Source organism: Ruegeria sp. YTSA219 (genome assembly GCF_059609985.1).
In genome coordinates, this window is record NZ_JBXWMT010000004.1 from 118,385 (window position 1) to 143,333 (window position 24,949).

Sequence of the window (24,949 nt, forward strand, 5' to 3'; positions counted from 1 at the left end):
AATGAAACTATTATTGGTGCAAGCTGGGTTCGGAGCAGGCGGTGCGGAAAAGATCGCCGCAATGATCGCCGCGCATCGGATCTCGGCCGGGGACGAGGTTCACGTCGCCGGGATGGCGACAGAGGATTCTGGTTCCTACTTCGCCTATCCTGAGTGCGCGCATTTGCACATGATTCAGCCGCTAAAGATTTCGCGGCGACTGACGCAGGCACGGCGCTACTTGCATATTCGCAAGGTCATCCGGGCTGTGCGTCCCGATCTGATCATCTCGTTTCTGACCAAGGTGAATGTGCTGACCATGTTGGCCGCGCGTGGAACCGGGGTGCCGGTTGTAATTTCCGAGCGGAACAATCCACTGGTCCAAAGCGGAAATCCCATGTGGCTGAAAGCGGTGAACAGGCTTGCGCGGGGGGCGTCCGGAATCGTCATGCAGACCGAACGTGCGCGTTTGGATTTGCCTGCGGACCTGATCCCAAAGGCCAGTGTAATCCCCAATCCATGTGCTCCGCTGGGGGGGATCCACATCGGGTCCGGACAGACCCGGCTTGTGGCTGTCGGGCGTTTGGATCGTCAAAAGGGGTTCGATATGCTGCTGCGGGCAATGCCCGAAGTGCTGCGCGACAACCCAGACATCCGGTTGACGATCTTTGGCGAGGGCCCAGAGCGCGACGCGTTGGAACAGCAGATCTCTGCTGCGAATTTATCGGATGTAGTATCATTGCCCGGCGCCAGCCCAAAACCCGGAGACTGGATGCAAGACGCGGATATTCTTGTATTCCCGTCTCGCTTTGAAGGGTTCCCGAATGTAGTTGCCGAGGCCACGGTCACAGGTCTGCCGGTCATATCGTTCGATTGCGCCTATGGGCCACGGGAATTGATCCGCGACAGGGAAAACGGATTGCTTGTTCCGGCCGAGGATGTTGCCGGTCTGACCAAGGCGATTTTCAGCCTGTCAAAGGATGATGCCTTACTGCATAAAATGCGTCAGAATGCGCGCCATAACAGGGAATGGCTGGAACCGCAGCACGTCCTGTCGGACTGGGATTCTTTGATTGCCAATGTGCAAATCGGAGTTGCTGCCAAAGCCGGCACGGCTAAAGGTCTGACAGAACTTCTGTAAGCTGGTCTAAGCTGGTGACCGTGGCATATGCGGTATGCTGGGTACTGGGTGGAATAGGATCATGAACCGCTCCGGGCCGGAGGATTTGAACCGTCCGCCAGCCTCGGGCATTCGGGGTGATAAAATCCTTGGCCGGATTGTCCGCGACATAGACCATTCTGCGCGGGTTTTGCGCGGCCAATTCCATCTCTTCATAGGCGCGGGGATGCGGTTTCCCGTAGCCATCCGGCCAGGCGCCGGTCGGGCGGATATGCGCAATAAAGCGGTCCAGATCCAGCGCGGCGATCTTGTTGCGCTGCATCTTTTCGGGCCCGTCGGTGATCAACCCCATCGGCTGATCTGCGTTTGTCAAAAACCGCTCGGCGTCTTCGCACAGCGAAATGAGGGGCGGGTGTGATCGGTATTTGCTGATCAGGTCCTGTAGGAAAGAATCGGTCGCATCAAGGCCGGTCTGCGCGCAAGCCACATTGAATATGCGTCGTCTTTCCCCCGCATTGTACGCGGCCTGACACCGTTGTCCGAACCCTTCAGCGCCGGTTTTTTCGTGGACCCAACCGTTCAGCCAGTTATAGCCGCTAAAGGCAAAATCTCGCTCCAGATACAGGGTGTCGTCCAGATCAAATACCAGCATCAGCCCTGATACACCGCACTGTCATATCGCATCATTTTCACACCATCGCGCCAGTTGTTATTGGCGGTTGACGGTAATTCGGCAACCTCTTCCAAAAGCCACTGTGCGAACTGTGCGCCCGCATGATCGGCCAGAGGGTAGCCACCCCCGAAACGCGCATTGATCTCAAGCACTGCGGGGCCATGTTCTGGGTCATCGATGATCTGAAAACAGGCGACACCGCGCAGATCGGGCAGGGCCTGTGCAATGCCTTCGGCGATGGTTTGCAGATCATTGCGTCGCCTGGTTTCACCCTTTTCAACCTCACCGGCGCGAATTTGAATGCGCAGATGCGGGATCACAGTGCAGAGCTGACCCGAGGCATCTACAAACATGTTGATTGTGTATTCCGGTCCGTTCAGCTTGTCCTGAAAGATCATCGGTTCGGGGAATTCAGAGGGGACATCAGCGAGGGTTTCGAATACATCCAGCCCCCGGCTTGCACTGCCGCCACTTGGCTTTGCAAAGATGGGCCAACTGATGTCCTGTGGCCGCTCTAGCAATTCCTGATGATCCAATGTGCGCGGAACAGGAACCCCGGCTTCGGACAGTTTCTGGATTGTCAGGCGCTTGTCCCGGACAACCTCGATCACGTTCACCGGCGAGACATGGACTCGCGCGCCCAGATTGGCAAAGGCGGGCGCGGCCTGTGCCAGGGGCATCAGTTCCGGGTCGATTGTGGGGATCACCAAGCTGACTCCGTGTTGACGCACAATCTCGAGGATCGAGGTTGCATAGTCGGGGCTGTCACATCGCGGCACGGCGGCGGCGTGATCGGCAAGCGCGCAAGCCGCGCTTTCATCTGGGTTCAGGTCGCAGGCGATGATGGTCAGGTCAACATCCAGACGTTCCGCAGCCGCCCTGAAGCATTGCAGCAGGCCAACACGGCGACCCGCCGACGTAATCAGGATTGCCAGACATTTTCGCGCCATCGAAAACTCACCAATTCATAAACAATTATACGTGCTTAACCTAGCACAGGGTGTCTTGCCCTGTGAACGGGGTAGGGGTGAGTTTGCCTCAATATTGTTTTGAGTTGCGGCAATCCGACAGTGCGGACCCTGCCAGAGATATGCAGCAGTGCGGTTCAATGAAAATCCCGGCTTGGAAACAGCCGCTTTGCCTGATCCCGTGGGTGCATTGCCCTGGCAGGATAGCGGGATTTCTTCGGTGTATCATCAGTGCGGGACCCTTCGGTGCTTAGGACCTCTGGTTGCGGGTGCCCCAATTCGGAAAGCTTATGTGACATGTCCTGAACGTCCTGGGCGATCAGGTGCACGATAATCCCTTCACGCTGCAGATACCCTGTGATCCGCAGCAGGCGCCCGCCCATCACGGCCCGGCGGAAACGCTCATAAACCTTGGGCCAGACCACCACATTGCTGACCCCGGTTTCATCCTCTAGCGTCAGGAAAATTATGCCCGACGCCGTGCCCGGCCGCTGACGGGTGATAACCAGACCACAAACGCTGTGCCGCCCCAGGGGCACCTCTAGCAAGGCGACATGTGTGGTCAGCCCTGGCAGAGAGGGGCGCAGCAGTTCCATCGGGTGGGCCCGCAGGGTCAGGCGGGTGGCAACATAATCCTCGACCACCTCTTCGCCCAGCTGCATGGCGGGCAGGTTGACCGGGGGTTCGTGAACCGTTTCCCCGTCAATCGGATCATTGAACAAGGGCAGAGGTTTGGGGCTTTGAATGGCTTTGACCTGCCAGAGTGCATCGCGCCGGGTCAGCCCCATATCGGAAAAAGCGTCTGCCTCGGCCAAGCGCGTCAGTACATCAGGCCGCAGCCCCGCACGCAGCCACAGCGCCTCTGGATCCTGATATCCATTGCCGCGGGCGGCCTCAATCCAGCCGGCGTCTTCTTCCCTGAACCCCTTGATCTGGCGGAATCCCAGCCGCAGCGCCAGCGCGCCATCGGGGCGGCGTTCCAGTATATTGTCCCACTCGGAATGATTGACGCAGATGGGGCGGATTTCGACCCCATGCTCGCGGGCGTCGCGCACGATCTGAGCGGGCGCGTAAAACCCCATGGGTTGAGAGTTCAAAAGCGCGCAGGCAAAGATCGCCGGGTGATGGCGTTTCAGCCAGGCGGAGACATAGGCAAGCATGGCAAAGGCCGCCGCATGGCTTTCCGGGAACCCGTAATCGGCAAAGCCTTCGATCTGGGAAAAACACTGCTCGGCCACTTTGATGTCATAGCCGTTGCCCAGCATCCCATTGATGAATTTATCCCGGAATGTGCCGATTGTGCCCATTCGCCGGAACGTAGCCAATGAGCGGCGCAGATGGTCGGCCTCTTCCGCCGTGAATCCGGCCCCGACCACGGCAATCTGCATGGCCTGTTCCTGAAACAGGGGGACGCCCAATGTGCGCGCTGTCACCTGTTCCAGTTCCGGGCCAAAGGGTTCGGGGTTTTCCAGCCCATTGCGTCGCCGGATATAGGGCTTCACCATATCCCCTTGAATGGGGCCAGGGCGCACAATAGCAACTTCGATTATCAGGTCATAAAGCTCGCGGGGGCGCATCCGGGGCAGGAAATTCATCTGCGCCCGACTTTCGACCTGAAAGACGCCGATCGCATCCGCCCGGCAGAGCATGTCATATGTGGCGGTGTCGTCCTGAGGCACCTTGGCGATGCTCAGGGTCTGGCCTTCATGCTGTTGCAGCAGGCTAAAGGATTTGCGCAGACAACTGAGCATACCAAGCCCCAGCACATCGACTTTCAGGATGTTCAGAGCATCAATGTCATCTTTGTCCCAGCAGATGACGGTGCGGTTTTCCATTGCGGCATTTTCAATCGGGCAAAGCTCGTCCAGGCGTCCTTTGGTGATCACAAAACCACCAACATGCTGGGACAGATGGCGGGGAAAGCCGATGATTTCGCCAATCAGATGAATGGTTTGCATGAGGCGCCGGTCGCTGAGGTCCAGCCCCAGCTCGCGAATACGGTCCAGATCAACGCCGCCATTGCTCATGCCCCAGATCTGGCTCGACAGCCCAGCGGTCACATCCTGCGACAGCCCCATGACCTTGCCCACCTCGCGAATGGCTGCACGGGTGCGGAAATGGATGACAGTTGCGCAAAGACCAGCACGTTCGCGGCCATATTTCTCGTAAATCCACTGGATCACCTCTTCACGCCGCTCATGCTCGAAATCGACATCAATATCCGGCGGCTCGCCCCGGTATCTGGACACGAACCGTTCAAAGACCATGGCGATCTGGTTGGGGCTGACATCCGTGATGCCCAAGAGGTAACAGAGCACCGAATTGGCCGCGGACCCGCGCCCCTGACACAGAATGCCCTGCGACCGGGCATATTGTACGATGTCATGTACAGTCAGGAAATAAGCGGGAAACTGCAGATCCGCGACCACCGCCAGTTCCTTGCGCATCAGCCCGACCACCGTGTCGGGCGGCCCTTCGGGGTACCGGCGCTGCAACCCTTCGTGTGCCAGACGTTCCAGACGCGTTTGCGGATGTTCCCCGCTTGCAATCTCATCGGGGTATTCATACGAAAGCTCCGCCAGATCAAAGCTGCACCTGTCGGCAATCTCCATCGTGCGCCGCAAGGCGCTGGGGTGATGGCGGAACAGCCGGACCAGATCCTGGCCGGATTTGAGGCGGCGTTCGGCATTGGGCAATGCGCGGGTGCCGATCTGATCAATCGTGATGTTTTTACGCATGCAGGTCAGGATATCGGCCAGTTGCTTGCGGTGGGCGCGGTGCATCAGCACATCCCCGACCGCCACCATGGGGGCGCAGCTTTTCTGCGCCAGTTGGGCGCATTCGGCCAGATAGGTCTGATCGCTGCCGTCATAGCGTGGCACTGCACCCAGAAAAACATGATTGGGAAATCGTCGCCGCACGGTTTGAATATCCGATGCGGCCTCTGACAGGGTGGTCTGGGGCAGGGCGATCAGGATCATGCCCTTGCAGGCCGTCAGCATGTCTTGCGTATAGAGCTCGCAATCACCCTTATCCGCACGCCGCTTGCCCAACGTCAGCAGGCGGGCCAAGCGTTTGTAGGCTGCCAGATCACAGGGCAACGCCACCCAATCTACCGCACTGTCGCGCAGCAGCAGCCGGCAGCCGGTAATCAGTTTAGGCAGAACAGTGCAGTCCGGTTTCGGAAGCGCCTGCCTGTGGCCAACCTCTTGCCGGGAAGAGGCATCAACACGATGTTCGGATCTGATTTGAAGGGGCTGTTTGGTCTGCCGCTTAAGCTCTCGCAGTGCCGACCATGCGCGCACAACCCCTGCCAATGAATTGTGATCCGTGATGGCTATTGCCGACAATCCCAGCTCGGCGGCGCGCAGGACGAGCTCTTCGGGGTGGGAGGCCCCGGTCAGAAAGGTGAAATTCGTGGTGACGCACAGTTCGGCATACCCCAGCCCCTGTGCATGGGGTTTTGGCATGTGGCGATGCAGGGCGTCTATCGGGCGGTTTGCGGCGATCATGCGAACTCTCCCTGTACAAACCAGCCCGGATTCTGAGGCGTGTAAAACAGCCAGAGCCTGCGCCCCTGCGTGGTTTCCACTCGCCAGTAATCCCGCAGACCGGACCGCCAGCTTTCATCCTGATGCCACCACTCGGGCGCGATGCGTTCGGGGCCCATGGCATGGCCGGTTGTCAGGGACATACGTCTCCAGCGGAACCGCGCGGGCGGATGCGGGCCGGTTGCCGCAATAGGTTCGGGTGGAAACAGGTAGAGCGGGCGTGGGTTCAGGATGCTCCAGCCGCTGGAGGGGTTGGAATAGGCGGCGGCCGCGATGATGAAACTGCGCTCGGGAATATGGCTGTCCGCAGGTAGGAAACGCTGTATGTTTTCAAGCCCGACCCGGGTGCCCAGCCGGGTGATCAGGTCATCCAGCCGGCTCTTGCTGTGGTCCGACACATGGCTGATTTGTTGTACTGGCAGCGCTTCAACCCCGGTGGCCTCCAACCGCATTTGATCAATGCCAAAGCCAGCATCTATTTCCCCCAAACCGCGTTCGAACAAAGACAGGATACGCTGAGGATCGCGCAGAGGTCGGGCCAGACGCAGTTCAACCTGCTGGCAGTCCTGGTCCACCCGACGCAATGTCATGCAAAGTTTCCGGGCGCCCATCTCTTGCGCCTTCAGCTTGGCGCAGAGCTGGGCCAACAGCCGTTCGGTACCAGCCATCACGTCCGACAGTAATCCGATGGGGTCCGGCAGGGTCATGCGCACCGCGTAATGGGGGGGATCGGACAGCGGCGTGATTGCTTCGGGTTGCGCGCCCAGAGCCTGATCCAGCCTGAGCAGCAGACCGGGACCAAAACGCCGTGTCAGCGGTGCGCGCGGTGCTGCCGCCAATGTACCAATTTTGCGCAGGCCCATGCGCTGTAAGGCGACCGAGGTCTTCTCATCCAGACGCAAGGCCGCCACCGGCAGCGACTTTAGGGCCGTCAGCATATTGCCAGAGGCTGCGACCCCCTCGTTATAACGGGCAAGCGCCCAAGCCGCACCGCGCGTATCCCCCAACCCGATCTGCACCCAGAGCCCTGCGCGCGCAAACCGTCCGCGCATATCAGCCAACATCGCCTCTTCGCCGCCAAAGAGATGGGCTGACCCGGTGACGTCAAGCACCAGCCCATCCTCGCCTTCCATCCCCACCCAGGGGCAATAGCGCGTTGCCCAGCGACGCAGGATGTGCAGGAAACGCATATCGGCCTGAGGATCGGCTGTGCAGCTTTGCAAAGCGGGGCAAAAGGCGCGCGCATCCGCATAGGACATGCCCTGATGCAGCCCCTGTTCCGCAGCCTGAGCGTTCAGGCAATAAATACGATTGGCATTCTGTTGTTTGAGCGTCAGGACAAAGGGCCCATTCACCAGGCGTCGACGCAGAACCCGGTCGCTTGCCAACCGAGGAAACCACAATGAAACGACGCGACGCTGCATTCCATCGAACATGCCAGATACCAATATGTTCTTGATTTGTTCTTTTTATGCTTCCACTTTTACAGAGTCGAGTCTTTTGGATCAAACGCCGGTAGATAGTGCCACCGGGGCCAAGTTGTTTCGGCTTCGAAGGGAAGGTCGACCCTTTTAGGCATCAAACCGCGGCAGCCATTATTCGGACTCTCATTCCTGTCGCAAAAATCTTCTGATCTTGAAAAAAGACAGGGCCGGTCCAAAGACCGGCCCTGCGACTGTTCATATGTATCGGTATTAGTTTGACGCGGCGTTCAGCTTTTCGTTCTGTTCACGCAGCGTGTCCGAGATGATCGCGTACCATTCGCCGGATTCACGCATTTCGTTCAGGCCCTTGTTGACCATAGCGATGTATTCGCGTGCAAACGGGTTGGTGCGGTGCGCAAGGAAGCTCATCGAGGACAGCGTGGAAACATAGGGGTTTTCTACGATATCTTCCGAGGTCAGGCCCATGTCCTTCATGGTTGCAGCGAAAAGATCGACTTCGAACGCGGCCACATCGGCTGAGCCGGTCAAAACGGCATCCAGACACTCGCGGGCCGAGCTGGGGTGAACCAACGTCAGGTTCTCGGAATTCAAGCCGACTTCTTCAAGTACAACCATGCTCCAGCCGTCCATACGGCACAGGGTTGCACCTTTGAGGTCTTCGAAGGCCGTCGCTTGTGAGTATTCGCTTTCCGGCAGAGTGAAGAAGCCGCCGACGATGTCATAGACCGGAACCGAAGCAACAAACTCGTTGCACCGGGATTCAGTCGCTGCAGACCACTCATAGGTGTGGTTTGTACAATCTGGAACTGTCCAGGCGATCGAGATGTCGAATGCGCCGAGCGGCAAGAGAGTTTCCAAATGCGAAGTCCAGTCGTCGACAAAGCTGACCGAGAAATCACGGCTGTTGCCGGCACGCTGAAGACTTGTGGTCGCCAGGCGGGTCATGATCCCACCACCACTCAGACTTTCGGTTGTGAATGGCTCCCATCCGTTACCCGCTACCAGCTTGATTGGCGGGGCGTAGACGTTCGAACGTTTCACACTGGCCGCACGCTTTTCTTCTGCTGCGATCAGTTCCTGTGCTGACTGGCCATTCGGCAGACTACCGTCTTCACAGGGCAGGGACAGAACCAATCCAGGCGCCAGCGCGTTTGGGTTGGTGATGATGTTGCGGTTGGCGTTGAAGATCGGCTGATAGTTCGAGGTGCCATAAGCCGCGATGGCGATGGTCGCCATCGTGTCACCATCCGCGACGGTATAGTTGCTACAGGCTTCCTGTGCTGCGGCAGCTCCGGCGCTCAGGGCGGTGACGGCGGTGGCCGAAATCACGACTTTCTTCAGGTTAAATTTATACATGTCCACTTCCTCCAGACTTTTTTGAGTTTAGGCCAATAAGGGCCTTAGCCATTTTCCATTTGATAACGCAGAGCGGTTGAGACGATGTCGCGCCACTCTCCTGATTGCTGCATGATCGCCAGACCCTGATTAAGCGTTTCAAGGATCGCTTCTCCATCAGGATTATCCTTGTGAGTCATGATGTTAAGAGACTTGATCGCTGCCAAGTTGGGGTTTTCTACAATGCGATGCTCGTAACCCAGCCGACCGATTGCCTCGACGGCCAGATGGGCCTCAATTGCGGCGATGTCGGCGGTTCCATCCATCAATGCATGGAAACATTCATCCGGCGAAACCGGGCGCAGTATCGTGATCGCGGGCTCGTACAGCCCCACCGCATCCATATGCGACAGAGACCAGCCCTCGGGTCGGCAGATGGTTGCACCGGCAAAATCCGCATATGTCAGGGTCTCTTCATAGCCCGAACCTTCGCGAGCAAAGAACGTGTCCACAACTTCATAGAACGGGTTTGAGAAATTGTAGGTTTCACAACGTGAACGGTCATTTTCAGACAGTGCATCTGCGTCGTCACAATCTGGACGCGACCACGGGAAGGTTGCGTCAAATGCCAGCGTCGGCATCAACAGATCCAGATGTGAAGACCAGTCATTGACGAACTGGATCTTGTAGGACTGTTCCGGCGCTGCGCGCAACATCGCGGTTTCAACAAGATTTGTATATAGACCACGATGCGGCAGAGCTTCATCCGTGAACGGGGAATAGTTGCCGCCAGTGATCAAAATCAACTGACGGTCCCGGATTTCAGGACGTTCACCGGTACCTGCATTGCGGATTAGGGCAGCACCTTCAGCACGCGCGGCCTCGATCTCATCCTTGGCCGCAGCCTTGGCGGCGATGACCGCCTCTGCTTTGGCTTCGGCCACGCGGGACTCGGCTTCGGCGATAGCTTTGGCAGCGCGATCTTCCGCAGCCTTGACAAGTTCGGCGGCCATTTCGGCGGCCATTGCTTCGGCCTCTGTCTGCGGCACGGCAGCCGCGCGCCCGATATCTTCCAAACACGGCAGGGTCAAAACGTCGCCGACGCGGATGACATTGGGATTATTTCCGATTACATCGCGGTTTGCCTCGAAGATGATCCGAAAATCTTCGGTCGAATAGACTGCGATGGTCAGTTCCCGCAGGCTGTCGCCTCGCTGGATTTCATAGGTTGAGCATGCTTCTTGTGCCGAAGCAGCGCCCGTCGCGGCAGCTAGTGCCAGGCTGGATATGATCAGATGGAGTTTCATTGGTCCGGTTGCTTTGCCTCTAGTCGTTTCTTCTGAGTTTGATGACGCCAATCGACGTATTGTCTTGATCCGGGTCGTTCCTGGTTCTCAGTGCCCGCAACAGCGCATCCGCAATATCTTGAGCCAGCGCATCTTCGTTTTCCTCAAGAATTGCCTGAATTTCTGTGTTGCTCAGATATTGCAGCCCATCACTTCCCACGATCAGCACATCCGCGGTGCTAAGACCCAATGGTTCTTCCGGGCAATCGACCTTGGGAATTGCGGCGCCCATTATCACCGAAGTCAGTTGGTTTCGGTCGGGGTGAGACGACGCCTGGTCTGGCGTAAGGGTACCTGCAGCAACCTGAGCATCAATCATCGGAGCCATCGAATGGTCTTCGTTGATTTGGCTGAGGGTACGGTCGCGATAGAGATAAAGGGGGCTGTCGCCAATCGAAATCCAGAAGACGCGCTTTTCCAGCAGCAAAACTCCCAACATGGTTGATCCCATGTTGAAATCTTCACCCTGCTCCTCGCAGTAAGTCGAAATCGCGGCATTTGCCTGCATGGCTGCCAAGGGTAAGGCGTCGATCAGCGCAGTCTCAGCCGGAGCGTCTGCTTCAAGTTCGGTATCCAGTGCATCGCGCCAGGCTTTGACTACCAGTTCAGATGCCACTTCTCCTGCCGCATGCCCACCCATTCCGTCCGCGACGATGACATAGCCCGCATCCGCCGCGTCGAACATACGCGACGCGACCGCGTCTTCCTGCGTGTCGCGCTGACCCTGATCCAGGATCAGCGCAAGATCATATGCCGGGGTCGCCAGCATCAATTAAGCATCCCGCCAATCAAAGCCGTCATCGCAGAAGGCTGCAAAACGGATTGAGGTTTCACTGATCCGGATAAGATCGCCAGTGGAGAGTGGAACCGTGCTGAGAACGGGTTTGCCGTTCAGGCGCACCAGATTGGCCTTGCCGCCATGGCCCAAATAGCATTTGCGGTCTTCCGGGTCATAGGCAATTACCGCATGGTTGCTGCGGGAAATCCCAGTGTCGCCAAAGTCCAGCTGGATCGCCTGATCATCATTACGCCCAATCTGCATCAGGCCTTCTGTCAGCGTAACGCTGGAACCGCGGCCGGGGCCGGAAGTTACAACAAGCCATCCCACCGGGAATGTCGCCTGCGCGGCCTCGGTCTTGGCCATAGCCACCGGCTCGGCCGATTCCATCAGGTCCTGAACATGCGTATCCGCGCGCTCGAAGCCCAGGAAGGTGGTTTTCACACGGCTGCGTCTGTCTTCTTTTGCCGCAGGAGCAGGCTGAGGTTGTACCTCGACCTCTTGGGCAGAAGGCGCTTCTGGTTCCGGATCAACTGTCTCGACGACTACGTCTACGACCGGTTCTTCCATCGCCATTTCAGGCGCGGGATCTTCAATCGTGGCTGTCAGTTCTTCGGTTGACACATGCAGTGTCACAACCGGTTCGTCGTCCTTTGGGTCGGCATCAACTGTAACCTCGGTGGCGCTTTGCACTTCGGCGACCACTTCCTCGACGATAATCTCATCGGCAGTGGCTTGTTCTGCTTCGGAGAACTCCGGCATCTTGTCTTCGGGTAATAGTTCTTCGCTTTCATCGTAGCTATCAGCGGTAGTGTTGCCGCCTGCCAGTGCATTACGAAGTGCGTTGAAATCCGCAATCGGTTCAGCGTTATCAGACTCAGGTGCCGCGACCTCCTCGGTTTCGGTCTCTTGAGGTTTGCCGGCACCTTCGAGAAGCCGGCTAAGGGGGCTTTTATATTTAAACATGGTGTCGACACCTTTGTTTCTTGGCACAGGATCTACGTCCCATGGGGCTGCTACTCACCTCTGCACGTTCGGTACACAGGCACTGATGATTGGGAACAAAAAACTCATTTACCTTCTGCGACGGGCCGGTCCCCGTCAGAGTGATGGCTTTCGCTTCACTCTCAGCAAACACACACAGGCAGATCACAATCAGACCGGATCATTACTCCTGTACCAGGGGCATAACCGCACCCGTTTCAGTACCGTTGCGCAGAACTGTAAAGCGGGCTTCGGACTGGTTTTCAGAAACAAGGAGCTGCAAAAGCGCGTCCAGCCCTTCAGGGTTGGTAATGTTCTGACCGGTATGATTTTCCGAGATCAGTACATCGCCTTTGCGCAGGCTACCTGCTGCGGGCGCGTCTGGTGCAGTGTCAACAACAGTTGCCCAGCCGTTTCCATTGCTGTTTCTGATAGTGAACACATAACCATTCTCGAGACCCAACATGCGAATGGCGGGCAGGGCCAGCAATCCGTTCTGCGCACGGGTTTTTCCGAGTTCCCGATAACGGGCAGTGATGCGGATATACCCATCCGGATCGACCTTCAGGTCATCCAAAATCTGGGCGGCAAAACTTGCATCTGCCTGGACCGGCACTCCGTTCAGAGTATAAATCGACGCCCCATGCTGCACCCATTCTCCGATCACGGAAGTATCCAGCGTGGGGTCAATGCCGGTCACGACAACGACGCTGCCAGTCGAGGCGCGGCGTTTCGAGGTCTGGAACGGTATTTCCACATCCCAATGAGAATACGCAATCTGCGTTTCTGCCGGTTGGCCAGCAGCAGCGCTGATTTCTACCGGGTCAGCAGCAACTGGGGTTGCCTCGACAGGTAGCGCTTCGGCGTTTTGCGCCGTGAGGGTATCCGTCTGCTCAACAGGTTCTACGCTTGCGACTTCTTGTTCTGGTGCTTCAGCTTCCGCAGCGGCCGGTTCTGCCGTTTCCACGACCTCTTCCGCAGCGGCCGGTGCCGCCGTTTCCACGGCTTCTTCCGGCTGTTCCGAGGCTGGTGCCTCTGTCTCGGTCACTTGGACCGGCGCTGCTGTCGGTTCGGGGGTTTCTTCGCTGCCACTGAACAAAACGAATCCGCCTGCAGCCAAGGCAACCACCACCGCAGCAGCGCCTGCGATGACTTTACCGCTGCCGCCTGATCCGTTCTTGACGATCGTATCGACCGCAACCGCGGCCTCTTCTTTTTGTGCAAACTTGGCCAGATCGCCCTCAAACTTATCCTCATTACCCAGGGCAATGTCAGGGTTCCCAGCCAACAAGGCAGTCACCACCGCCTCGGCATTTTCACTTTCGGCTTTGATCCGGGCTTGCTCTTCGACTTCGTCCTTACGGTCCATCGCTACGATGACCGAGACCGGACGATAGGCGAACGAGTCAAACATGACGCCGGGACCACGGAACATCCGCAGCCAATCCAGGGCCGTTTGCAGACGATCTGTTGCGTGAACTTCCATCGCTTTGTCGATCGCTTCAAGGAACCCATCGGGATAGTCGCTGTACTGACCTGCGAGGGGCGTATAGGGATCATCCTGGCCATTGTTGAAGGCATTCAGTCGGGTTTGCCCGTCGATCGGACGTTCGCCACTGATGGCGTGATAAAGCGTCGCCGCGAGAACATAGAGGTCGCTGCTGGGTCCCTGATCTGCGCCGCGTACATAGAATTCGTGCGGGGAATAGCCGTCTTTGATAACCCGCAAAGTCAACAGGGCAGCTGATTGATTGGCTGCCTGTTCCCGCGCGGCACCAAAGTCGATGAGGACCGGGTCTCCGTTTTGGTCAATCAGAATATTGTCCGGTGAGATATCGCGATGCAGCATTCCGCTTTGGTGGATGAACGAAACGGCCGACAGCATTTTCTCGGTGACTTGGACAATGAAATCCGGGCCAGCGTCGTTTTCGGGGTTCTCGGAATAATCTAGAAGATCGCAACCCCGGATCAGGTCCATAGCGATATACGCCGTGTCGTTGTCTTCAAAGACCTGATGTACGTCAACGATATTGGGATGAACCAGTCGGGCGTGATTGCGCGCTTCCTGAATGAACAGGTCGATGATCGCGCGCAGATCTTCTTTGTGGTCGGGATTGATGGGTTCAACCGCGTCACCATTCCGACGGCACAGAGCGCCCGGATAGCACTCTTTGATCACGACATCGCGCTCTAGGCTGTCGCGGGCCAGGTAGGTAATCCCAAACCCGCCATTGCTGAGGAAACGAAGAATCTCATACTGCCCGCGCAACAGCTTTGCGCCAGGTTCAAGTCCTTCAATCTTAGGTTCGTCGTGCGTTGCACCGACAGCCTGGTTATGGCTCATTTCATTCCGCCCGTTCTAATCGTTTTGCGGCAAAAAACCTGGGCAAATAGCCCGCAAACACACAACCAAAAACAACCGCAGGACACTCAAGTCGGTTAGACGATTCAAATTTGACTTTATTGGGGCCGCCTGATGGCTTCACTAAGGATCGTTTTTGCGATTGATCTATATGTAGTGTATACTTGGCAATTTATACTACATATAGAAATATATTGTGATAAAATCGAAAGCTAAAAACAAATTCTTAAGGATTGGTCTACAAATTCGAAACAATAGATTCGTAGGAATCGCATCTACGATTCGCGGAATTGCCGCTCAGCCTTGAGCGGAAATTTCAGGTTCCGGTCTTTGGCTGTGCCGATTCAACCCGGCTGCCGGCCCAAGCAAGGTTGTCACTCAGCTGTGCCAGGATGCTAATCGCATCCTTCAGTGGCGCAACGCCGCTTTCGAACTGAAGCAAAAGCAACAAGTCCGTGGCCTTTTCGAACTCACCCGGAATCCAATCCGCCGTCGGGTCAATCTCGCCATCGTTTTCCAGGCGCTCGGCGAAATCCTCAACGATTTCCTGACAGCTTTGCAGGAAAGCCGCAGGCTCCATATTTGAGGTTTCCCGCAGGTCCTCATAGATACTGGCAATTGCGGCAAGCCAGTCTTCCAGGATCGGATTGTCGATAGGGGGTAGCACGTTTTCCAGCGTAGCCTGCATAGAGGGCGCGTCGAGGGCGGCTATGTCCGGCACCTGAACGTCAATCGATTTCAGATAGGGCAGAAAGTGCTGTTCCAGATCTTCGCGCGCCGAACTCAGGTCTGCCTGTCGCCGGTTCGAAGCAATATCAAGCACCTGTTCGGCCAGCCCCTGTCCACCGCAGGTTTCCCAAAGGGCGAAATCCGGTTCTGGCTCTTGCGCCATGGCACGGACAGCCACTGGGGTGCCGATCGGCACAACCGAGCGGAACATATTGCGCTTTTCTTTGTTCAAGCGGGCCAACACCCGGTCAAGCGCGTCGCGTACCGGAGGCAAATCTGTATGTGTCACAGCCAATATGCTGTTTGCTCGCAACTCTTCCGGAACCTTAGCCCAAAGATGGCGTTCCGTTTCGCGCCATGCATTTGTGCCGTTGGTGCACCAGATTGCGCAATCCACAAATTTGAGCAGATCGAGCGTCGGTTTATAGGTATCATCCAAAGCGCCTGACCCAGGCAGATCGTAGAGCGATATCTCTTGCAGGGCAGGGGTGTTCAATCCAACAGAGATAAAGTCGGGTTCGTCTTTGGCGGCTTTTTCAAGTGCAATTCCAGAATAGACTTTAGGTTCCCGGTCCCACCACCCGACAGTTGTTTCGGGGGTTTCGGAATATGCCACAATAACGAGCGGCAGTTTCAGATGTTGCGGCCCGGTAGGCAGAATATCTGCCCCGGCCAGCATGTTGGCCAGGCTGGATTTTCCCGCCCCAAATTCTCCGGCGAATCCAATATTTACCGCGTTTGACAAGCGTTCGGCATGCGCCAAGGCACGGGCGCGCATATCTTCGAGCGCCACGTCGCTCGGCAGGCTTTCGGTCGCGGTCAGAAAGCGCTCAAGCTGCCTCACTTCCTTGTCGGTTCCGGGAAATTCGATCATTCCGCTGCCTCTGCTAGTCTTTCATCTGTTTGATGCTGGCTGAATAGGGTGCCCAGCTCGTCAGAAATATGTTGTGCGTGGTTGAATGCGGCTTGCGCCTCGGCCCGGGCATTTGTTTCGCCGGTTCCGGCACGATGTTCAAGATGTGTGGCGAGCAGGGCCAGATAATGGTCCAGCACGGTATTAAGCCGCTCGGTCAAATCACCGCGGGCGGTATCCACCAGATCATCTCCGATCATCTCAAACTCCTGAACGATCATGCGTTCGGCACGGGACACGACACTTTTACGCGAAATCAGCCGGGACAACCAGTTTACCCGAAGTTCAACAGTGATGCCACGGGTCAAAGCGGACGTGTCCGGACGGAACCAGCGAACTGCGCTGGTGTTCATCCGATTGTCGGTTGCGTCCTGCCAGCCGGGCAGAGCCCGCAGCGTGGCATTGCTTTGCATGTCGATTGCGTAGAGCTCGCTCAGCATTCTTTGGCGGACAACTTGGGTGGCCCCCTGAACAAGTTCGCGCATGCGGTCGCGCAGCGGCGTAAAATTCAGCTCGGTTTCTCCGGTTTTCGACAACAGCGGAGAATCTCCGTTCGGGCCGCGAACAACGCCCGACACGGCCTCGGCCACGGTGTCATCCATTACGCCTCTCAGGTTGGCCAGGACGTCATCCATTTCGTCAATGATCTTGGTGGTCTTGTCGCTGACCGAGTTCCGCAGATCGGCCAATATCCTGTTGTTTTCACCAGCGTCTTCTGCCGAGGTTGTGGTGTCGTTCTCGATCGCGCGCAGATGCGCTTTGGACCGGTCCAATTCACCTTGGGCAAAGCTGTTGAGATGCTGCCAGGCCATACGCAGTTGTTCATCGCGCGGGCCTTCTGTCAGCGCTCGGGTCACATGCCGGCGCAGATCGGGCAACCCGGAGGCGATCATAGCGGCAAAGCGCAAAACACCTTCGCGGCTGATCGGGCCGGGGCCTTGTTTGATCTCTTCGACACCGTCCAGATATTGCTTCATCTGATCGGGGTGCGCGCGCAGCCAGGCCAGGACATCGTCGTGATTGATACCGGCTTCGTCACCGGTCAGGGCGTAATGCGCCCATTGGGCACTGCCGGTCAGCACGTCAATGTTCGAGTTTCCAAGCGCCTTCTCAAGCCCGTCCAGAACATCGGCCCGCACCTTGAAGGCATCTTCGGCACCATTTCCCAATTCGTCCACGCGATTGATAAAAACCACGATCTGGCCCAACTCCAGCGCTTGCATTAGGCGGAACAGTTTCAAGTCCGCCCGAGAAAGCGCCTGATGCGCCGACAGTACAACCACAAAGAAGTCGGACTCTTTGAGGTATTGGCGAGAGATCTCTTCGCGGATCAACAGAGGGTCATTTACGCCGGGTGTATCGGTGACCGTAAGCGGAAATGGGAAATGTCCGATGTCAAAATAGACCTCGGCCTTTCGGGTGATGTCGCTGTAAAGGCCCCGGTCCGATGCCGGATCATGTGTCCCACCCTCGGTCGGGTCATCGCCTGCGCAAACATAACGTGCCAAATCATCCGAATTCAGGTCTTCCAGATCATGATGTTGGCCCAGCAGCTGTTCATAGCTATCGCCCAGCCGAAGCTTGGCGCGGGTCTTCATTGCGTCGACCTGTTCTTCGATCATCTCGCGCTTATAACTGTCCTCGTCATCGGGGAACATGTTGCGCAGCTCTTCGCCTTCGGCAATCAGGGACTGCCACTGACGGTTGTCGAAGAAATGGAACTCGGCACCTTGCGTCCGGCCCGACGGGTGGCCGAAATGCATATCAGTGATTACGGTTGTCCAAGGGTTCACATCCGACGGCAGATATTCGGCCTGTCCGGTAAAACCATTGATCAGTCGGGATTTGCCGGCCTTGATCTGACCAACAAAAGCAATCGAGGGCTTCAGGTTCGAAAGATCACCAATGATCCGAGAGATAAACTGCCCGGTTTCGTCATTGCTGACGCCTTTCATCTCGTTGGCTATACGAAGTAACTCGCGACGATTATTCTCACTCATAACACATACCCTGACTACTTTATTTCACGGATCGAATTCGTTGAAAAATTGAACTGTTGGCACCGGATCATTTTTCCGATCCCGTAACTGATTTCCAAAGGTTTACGACGGCTCCCAGTTTGCGCGCTTCATGAATGGCCAGCGCAAATTGTGACCCGTCATGCAGAACGGCAAGCGCATCCCCTTTGCCCCCTGAAGGCCGCATTACAATCAGCTGAGGATGATCCAGCGCGGTGGCGGCGTCACCGTCCCACCCAACAAGATCCTGTGCAAACTGACGAAGCAGATCCTGATCGGCGTGCATGGGTTGCCCGACGTCGCATACTCCTTCGAGCCGCGAGATGGCTGCACCGTCCACGGAAACTTCGGCGCGTCCCAATGCGAACCGTTCAGCGCCATCAAAAAACGCGCTGGCAATGGTTCCTGCTGTCGCCCCGGCGGCGGACGCTGGAATATCTGTTTCTTGCGGGGCAGGCGTGTCGGGAACCAAAGAAACGACCGTCTCGGGCGGCAGCTCGATAGTGCCGCAAGCCTTTGCAATCTCGCTGAAAGTCACACCGACATCATCGACCTCAAGCGCCGTGTCCGGCTGCAGAGAAAGCAACTCCAACGGGGCAGGGGCTGCTGCAATATCGGACACCAATTCGGCCAAGCGGGTCGCAAGCTCTTCACGCGGAGTAGTTTCAAAATCCGGTATCATGCCCGAGCGGACCCGAAAAACATCAGTTACCCGAGAGCTGTTGACTTCCATTGCCAGACAATCGCCATTGGCCGCCGTAAATTCCAGCCGGCGCGGCAAAATGGTTCCGCGAATGGTGCGCAGGATCTTTTCACGACGAATCTCAGTCGTCTCAGCAGCTAATGTAACCGTCGGATTCAAACGGGCGACCGACAACCGCCCGATGTCTTCGAGCATGTCCAGTATGTCAGTATCCATCATGCCGTGACCCCCTCTGGTCCCGTTATACAGCGGCCGTAACCGGCCCTAGGCTTATGTGCGATTTAGTAAGCGCCAGCCCCACATTGGCACTGTCGCGACAGATGTAGCAGACCACATGGTCCGGGTAGTCCGGGGTCCGCAGGAAAATATTCAGCCGATCCTTTGAAAACACTGCGATTTCGCCAAACCCAGGATTTTCCGTATCGTCGGCGTCGGTCGAACGCAGCAGATTCTCAAACGCGATCACACCGCGCCCCTGAAAAAGGTTGGCCACCGCAATGGCCAGAGTATCCAAGGCTTCGGCACTTTCCGAGTCTGTGACATGGGTGCCTAGCAACATACCTGTCTTCATGTCGACATACCCGGCTGCTATGCAGTCGGGTATGGTCGCCATCGCATCGTTTAATGCTGTTTCGATAGACATCAGTTGCCCTGTCTCCTAGGTTTCTCACGGCTAAAGTACATGTCGTTCAACACCCGTGTCTTCAGAGGTATTGGCCATGGGCCTTACCGCGTTATCTGATTTTCGCGCATTGTGGTCGGCCGTGATTTGGTCAAACTCCTCAAGAAATGCTTGAAATACCTTCTTCAACGCTTCTGGGTTGGTGGGCATGTCTTCGCCATCCGTGACCTCGCGCCACATCGCCGCCGCGCTAAGCGGGGTGTCGACGGACACGTTTACAATATCTTCAAACGAGCCCGCGATTTCCGGTCTGCTCTCTGGCATGGCAACAACCTGAGTGTTCATCAGGCCATTGGTTTCCGGCTCTGGTTCGAACTCATCCTCGGCATCATCTGATTGTTCAGCCATCAACGCTGTGATCGAGGATACGGAAAGTTCGACCGGGGTTTCTTCCGGCTCTGCCTGAGCGGTCTCTTCGGGCTCCGGAACATCTGTAAGCTGGTCCTCCAAAGAGGCCATGAATGTGTCAGCTTCGTCTTCGTCACTGAACAGGTTTTCTTCTTCAGCAACTTCGGCTTCCGCAGAAAGTGGCTGAACTTCAACAATGTCAGTTTCATCAATGACGGATACGGCCTGTGGGTCTGTTTCATCATCCTCGGTAGGAGCAACGGACAGATCGGCAACGTCCGAGTCCTCGGGAGTGGTCTCCCGGAAGAACGCCCGCAATTCGTCTTCTTTTTCTTCTTTTACGATCTCGGCGCCCGAGGTCATGTCGGCGCGCAGACGTTCGGCCTCTTGTGGGTCAATGCGCGGGGCACGTTCAACCTCATCAGGGCGCAGTTCGACCCGGGCAGGGCGCACGGGGAATTGTGTCACCACCTCGGGCTCTGTTCCCTCATGCAGCGGGTTTACCAGCTTCAGCGGAGCGGTTCCCTGTACATTCGAGAAATTGCGCCGCGGGCGCAGCGGGTGTACCTGAGGAGCATCGGACAAGCTGGTGTCAATTTGATAACGCGCCAGCTGATGAGCGCGGCTGTCCATGATCAGTTCTGTGATTTCCAGGAAGCTGTCGACCATCTTGCCACCGCCACTGCGGGTCCACAATTCGGCGTCCCCACTTTTGTCGCGGGCCATGATGGCATCACGGGCTGAAAACAGGATCGAACGGTTGAACAGGTGACCTGCTTCGCGGTTCACACGACGAAGGACCTTTTGGCGATCCTTGACATCCAAAACGTCTGCACGTGTGACCAGCAGCAATGAATTATGTTGCAACCGTTCGGGCAGGGAAACCCAGGTTGCCCGTTCAGTTTCGCGCCATGCCTGCGTGGCGTGCGTACACCAAATAACGCCATTTGCCTGACCGACAGCCCGTCGCCAGACATCAGTAGAAATCTTGGGGTCGGAAATACCCGGAGTGTCAATCAGGTCGACGGCTTCAAGAATGTCGGATTCCAGAAATATGCGAATAAACTGGGCATCATTCACCCCGACTTGTTCCAACTGGTCCAGGTTGATGTTTTCGCGAGTTCCGTCAGGGCGTTGTACATAGGCCGACCTTCTACCCCAACTGAACCAAACTGGTGGCAGCTGTGTGGCTGTAACCTGTGTAGGCAGTGCCTCCGAGCGCAGCAGAAAGTTCATCAAGGTTGATTTGCCGGCGCTGAATTCCCCCATAAGTGCGAAAACAGGTTTCCTGCGGGACCATTTTTCAATGCGGTCCCATGCTTTTGAAGAGACGAAGCGGGTTTGTGAATCTTTTGCCATATCGCTACTTATGCTGCCTCGTTACTAAGATCTTTCAGGATATCGCCGAGGATATCGTCGCGGGATTTCTGAGGGGCCAGCCCCTCCATCAGCGCTGCACTGCGACCGGGGTCCTTTTCGGCCGAGGCCGAAATGTTCAACAGAGTCTCCTTTTGCTCGCGCATAAAGTCGGAAAGGGCGGCGCGGACATTTTCAAGAACTGCTGCAATCTGGTTTTCTTCGATATCCTTGGTGATCGAATTCGCCTCCGATGTGATCAGGCGCGTATAATCCGCCGCATAGGCCTCGAAACCATTGCGGCGTTGCCACCAGCGGCGCCACCATGTGCTTTGCAAGTCCAGGGCAATCGTGCGTCCGATACCCAGTGGAGGTGGTACCCGCGGGACGATTGGTGCCTCGATGCTGAACTCTCCCAGATGGTTGCCCAGCAGGCTTTGATACAACGCTTCGATGTCAGCGGCTGCCGCTGAATACAACGCACCAACTTCTTTGCGCATCGACCGGGCAAAGCTAAAATAGGCCGCTTTTTGCAAGGTCCGCAGCCCGGCAGGATCGTACTGCCACGTTCCTTGCTCGCCATTTTGCTCAAGATGCGCGATCAGAGAATCGGTGGCACGTTTGACAAAGTTGGCTTCGGCCGAGTTTAGACGCTCAAGCACTTTCGCGCGCAAGGAAGCAGTAAGCTCAGCGGCCTTCTTTTCATATTCTGCGTTGACCTCGGCCACGGCGTCTTCGGGTGCTACCCCGTTCAGCTCTCGCACGATCCCTTCGCTGTCGGATAGTTTTTTGGCCACGGCGGTCGCCCGGATCTGACTGGCGATGTTACGCGCCCGGTGGCGTACACGGTCCAGAAGTCGAGTTCCTGCGCCTTCGGCAATGCGTTCATTCATCGCCAGCAATAGGTCGGGCAAACCGGACAATGCCCAAATCTTGTCCAGTGACGGGGCCTGATCGCCAAACCCGGCCGCCAGATAGAACGTGTTCAGGGCTTTCCGGGATTCCTCAGACAGAATATCGGGATTGCCAGTTATCGCGGCCTCGGCCCACAGGGCGCTGCCGAACACGACACTTGCCTTGGTGTCGATATTGTTCTGTTTCAGCGTGTCCAGAATCCGATCCCGAATCTCAGGAACCTGGGTGACCGGATCTGCAAGTTCGTCAATTCGGTTAACAAACAGGATAATCTGACGATTTTCGAACTGAGCGATGATCCGCATCAGCGCCATGTCCATTGTGGTCAGAGCCTGACTGGCTGCCAGAACCACAATGCAGACTTCGGACCCGCGCAGGCTGCGCAGGGTGATCTGTTCACGCACCATAAACGTATCGTTTACACCCGGTGTGTCGCACAGCTTGAGGGAAATCGGGTACTGAGGGATGTCCATGTACAGCTCAGCCGACTTTGTCACATCCGCAAAACGACCGGTCTTGGGGTTGATGTCCGGGTCGTCTTCATCACCCAGACACACATACCTTTGGATCAGTTCCTCATCGAAATAGTCGTATTGATGGCTTTGCCCCAGAATCAGGTCGAAATGCTTACCCAGTCGTTCCTCGGACTTAGCTTTCATTTCGCCGATCTGACGGCGGATATCGTCCATTTCATCGTCGGCGCCGGCCCGATTGGCCAGCTCTCCCAGCCGGCCGCCGCCAACCATCAAATTGTCCCATTCCTCTTGTTCGAAGAAAGTGAACCGGGATTTTGTATCACCCTGGGTTCTGGTGTTGATGTTCAGCGTGGTAACCACAGAGGTCCAGGGGTTCACATCCGAAGGCAGCAGGGCAGGGCGTGCGGACAGAATGTTCACAAGCGAAGATTTTCCCGCCTTGACCTGACCGACCAGCGTGACGCTGGCAGTGAAATTCTCCATGCGTGTCTTGAGCGTCGCAAGACGTGCCGAGGAGCGCGCGTCCGCCACCTCTGTCAGTTGGTCAATCTGTGTCGTCAATGCCGACATGGCCGAAGTCATTGGGGTCAGCGCTTCGTTTCCAACAGACAAAAGATGATCGTTACGCGCCATGGTTAGCCTCCGGTTCCTGTAGCGGCGATATGAGGTTCGATCTGCCCGTGAGGTGCGCTAGTCAGCGTATCAATCCGGGCGATCAGGTTCAGGGCGTTACCCAAAATTGCGGCTTCGGCGCTTGGTGTGATCGATTCATATGCGCGGGCATCGGCCAGCACTTCGATCGAGCTGAAGCAGTCGCTATTTTCCAGGCACGCAACACTGCGCCCTGTTGGGAAACCCTGGGATTTGACCTCGGGCAGGGGCATTCGGGAATTGGCAAGCAAATAATGCCCGCCAGAATGCGTGCGCAGCGAGATGCCAAACCCGGTATTCGGGTGTTCGCGATTCAGGGTTTTGAGTTCACCAAGAAAACTTTCGCGTGCAAGACCAATCGCGTCTTGCTCGGCAGATGCAGAGTTCATCATGTTGGTCACGGTAAAGACCCTTGTACTGGAGTTAAGCGAACGAACTGGTAAGACGCCCGAAGGCAAAAGACTCATTAACTCCTTTCCACCCATCAACTACTGGCAAGGCGGTCTTATTTTGACGCGAATAAGATTTTTTGGCGTTTGAATTGTGGCGCAAGTATGGCTGCGGGCTTGCCCGGGCCCACTACTAAACTAAAAAGCGTATAAAAATATGAGCATATCTGCTGAAGTTCACAGCGAGCCGAATTTGATAACTGGTCTCCAAATGGGGTGTAACTATTTATTAAATTATAGTTTTACATACATGCGGTCAGCTCCATATTTGGCAAAATCTTGTCATGAGACAGAATCCATCGCCCAAACAAAGTGCGCTTTCGGGAAAGGCAACAACAACACGGCACAACGTGAGGGTGTTTAAATTTGGCAGGTTCATCAATGGTGAATTTTAACAGGACGCTATGTTTCACATAGTTTTTTTTGGGGGCTACCTGGTCTGCGAGATTTCTGTTTTGGGCGGCGTCAGGCAAAGCTTGGTCAGCTGAAAGTCCATTGGCCTTTCCGGTCGGTGTGGTCGTGCGGTCTTTCATATGTTTTCGGGTTGTGTGGTGCCTCTGAGCAGAGGTTGGGTTTGTTCTGAAACGGGCATCAATATTCTTCGTGTAAACTACAATTTCCCTCTCGCACTCGTTCAAAAGCTTTGCTATTGAGCGGCATTCCGGCAGCAGCTGCTGGTCGTGCGGGTGTGGCGAAATTGGTAGACGCACCAGATTTAGGTTCTGGCGCCGCAAGGCGTGGGGGTTCAAGTCCCTCCACCCGCACCATAGTTCATTGTATTGCATTGATTATATTTATAAATTTGACCCAATAGAGCAACTTTCCCGATTGCCCTGAGACCTTCGCACGAAAGAAGGCGCGCTTCTGACAGCTTTTCGAGACATTTTGGGTTTCCGGTCCCGCAGTAAATATCGCAGAATGAAGATTATGTTAAAATAATGCGACATCCTTTGAATATCGTAGCTGCAATTCGATTTTAGGTGCTGGCTGCTGGACACAGTTGGTTCAGCCCGCGCTCATCATCGTCCAGCAAGTAGATTGTCGTGTTGAGACAATTATGGGCGGCAGAGTTGACCCCTATGAAATCATCCCCCATCCTGAGCTGATCCGGTCACCGGCATGTATTTTCGCCTGGTGGCCAATTTCTTTTGTTTTTGGCAAGGTTGCA

At 56.2% G+C, this 24,949-nt stretch carries 17 protein-coding genes and 1 tRNA gene; 2 read left to right on the plus strand and 16 right to left on the minus strand.

The window, feature by feature from the left end; translation table 11 throughout:
* Nucleotide 1 precedes the first annotated feature (1 nt).
* Nucleotides 2-1,120 carry a glycosyltransferase family 4 protein gene (locus AC2FFB_RS08030; protein WP_142636233.1) on the plus strand — a complete coding sequence of 373 codons (1,119 nt, stop codon included), beginning with the start codon at nucleotides 2-4 and terminating at the stop codon, nucleotides 1,118-1,120.
* Here AC2FFB_RS08030 and AC2FFB_RS08035 read toward each other — a convergent pair.
* From AC2FFB_RS08035 to AC2FFB_RS08110, 16 genes are all read right to left on the minus strand, one after another.
* Nucleotides 1,095-1,751, minus strand: a complete 657-nt coding sequence (locus tag AC2FFB_RS08035) for an HAD family hydrolase (RefSeq protein ID WP_496874762.1) — start codon at nucleotides 1,749-1,751, stop codon at nucleotides 1,095-1,097. The two genes, AC2FFB_RS08030 and AC2FFB_RS08035, sit on opposite strands and share 26 nt — an antisense overlap.
* Entirely contained in the window at nucleotides 1,751-2,722 is a 972-nt protein-coding gene (locus AC2FFB_RS08040) for an ATP-grasp domain-containing protein (RefSeq protein ID WP_221929479.1), read from the minus strand. Before AC2FFB_RS08040 ends, AC2FFB_RS08035 begins: the two co-directional genes overlap by 1 nt.
* A gap of 155 nt (nucleotides 2,723-2,877) precedes the next feature.
* The gene (locus tag AC2FFB_RS08045) at nucleotides 2,878-6,252 is read right to left on the minus strand and encodes an error-prone DNA polymerase (RefSeq protein ID WP_496874763.1); all 3,375 of its coding nucleotides are present in this window, start codon (nucleotides 6,250-6,252) and stop codon (nucleotides 2,878-2,880) included.
* A complete protein-coding gene (locus AC2FFB_RS08050) occupies nucleotides 6,249-7,727 on the minus strand; it encodes a Y-family DNA polymerase (protein WP_496874764.1) in 1,479 nt (492 codons plus the stop codon). Before AC2FFB_RS08050 ends, AC2FFB_RS08045 begins: the two co-directional genes overlap by 4 nt.
* Before the next feature lie 258 nt (nucleotides 7,728-7,985).
* On the minus strand, nucleotides 7,986-9,092 hold the full coding sequence (locus tag AC2FFB_RS08055) for a transporter substrate-binding domain-containing protein (RefSeq protein ID WP_271948822.1): 1,107 nt from the start codon (nucleotides 9,090-9,092) through the stop codon (nucleotides 7,986-7,988).
* A 44-nt stretch (nucleotides 9,093-9,136) separates the two neighbouring features.
* Complete coding sequence (locus AC2FFB_RS08060) at nucleotides 9,137-10,378, minus strand: peptidoglycan-binding protein LysM (RefSeq protein WP_496689359.1); 1,242 nt, start codon at nucleotides 10,376-10,378, stop codon at nucleotides 9,137-9,139.
* Nucleotides 10,379-10,397: 19 nt separating this feature from the next.
* Nucleotides 10,398-11,186 carry a PP2C family protein-serine/threonine phosphatase gene (locus AC2FFB_RS08065; RefSeq protein WP_281995081.1) on the minus strand — a complete coding sequence of 263 codons (789 nt, stop codon included), beginning with the start codon at nucleotides 11,184-11,186 and terminating at the stop codon, nucleotides 10,398-10,400.
* Nucleotides 11,187-11,189: 3 nt separating this feature from the next.
* Entirely contained in the window at nucleotides 11,190-12,161 is a 972-nt protein-coding gene (locus tag AC2FFB_RS08070) for an FHA domain-containing protein (RefSeq protein ID WP_281995082.1), read from the minus strand.
* Between the two features lie 202 nt (nucleotides 12,162-12,363).
* Nucleotides 12,364-14,523, minus strand: coding sequence for a serine/threonine protein kinase (locus AC2FFB_RS08075; RefSeq protein ID WP_496713819.1), 2,160 nt, complete (start codon nucleotides 14,521-14,523; stop codon nucleotides 12,364-12,366).
* A gap of 334 nt (nucleotides 14,524-14,857) precedes the next feature.
* Nucleotides 14,858-16,144 (minus strand): dynamin family protein, encoded by a 1,287-nt coding sequence (locus AC2FFB_RS08080; RefSeq protein WP_271948831.1) that lies wholly within the window; start codon nucleotides 16,142-16,144, stop codon nucleotides 14,858-14,860.
* On the minus strand, nucleotides 16,141-18,183 hold the full coding sequence (locus AC2FFB_RS08085) for a dynamin family protein (RefSeq protein WP_496689350.1): 2,043 nt from the start codon (nucleotides 18,181-18,183) through the stop codon (nucleotides 16,141-16,143). The genes AC2FFB_RS08080 and AC2FFB_RS08085 overlap by 4 nt, the downstream gene beginning before the upstream one ends.
* A 67-nt stretch (nucleotides 18,184-18,250) precedes the next feature.
* Nucleotides 18,251-19,123, minus strand: a complete 873-nt coding sequence (locus AC2FFB_RS08090) for a hypothetical protein (protein ID WP_142636255.1) — start codon at nucleotides 19,121-19,123, stop codon at nucleotides 18,251-18,253.
* A gap of 22 nt (nucleotides 19,124-19,145) precedes the next feature.
* On the minus strand, nucleotides 19,146-19,547 hold the full coding sequence (locus AC2FFB_RS08095) for a hypothetical protein (RefSeq protein ID WP_142636257.1): 402 nt from the start codon (nucleotides 19,545-19,547) through the stop codon (nucleotides 19,146-19,148).
* 30 nt (nucleotides 19,548-19,577) lie between these two features.
* A complete protein-coding gene (locus tag AC2FFB_RS08100; RefSeq protein WP_142636259.1) occupies nucleotides 19,578-21,293 on the minus strand; it encodes a dynamin family protein in 1,716 nt (571 codons plus the stop codon).
* A gap of 8 nt (nucleotides 21,294-21,301) precedes the next feature.
* Entirely contained in the window at nucleotides 21,302-23,314 is a 2,013-nt protein-coding gene (locus tag AC2FFB_RS08105; protein WP_142636261.1) for a dynamin family protein, read from the minus strand.
* A gap of 2 nt (nucleotides 23,315-23,316) precedes the next feature.
* On the minus strand, nucleotides 23,317-23,799 hold the full coding sequence (locus AC2FFB_RS08110) for a hypothetical protein (protein WP_246097206.1): 483 nt from the start codon (nucleotides 23,797-23,799) through the stop codon (nucleotides 23,317-23,319).
* 664 nt (nucleotides 23,800-24,463) lie between these two features.
* Here AC2FFB_RS08110 and AC2FFB_RS08115 point away from each other — a divergent pair.
* Nucleotides 24,464-24,548 (plus strand) — tRNA-Leu (locus AC2FFB_RS08115).
* Nucleotides 24,549-24,949: the final 401 nt, after the last annotated feature.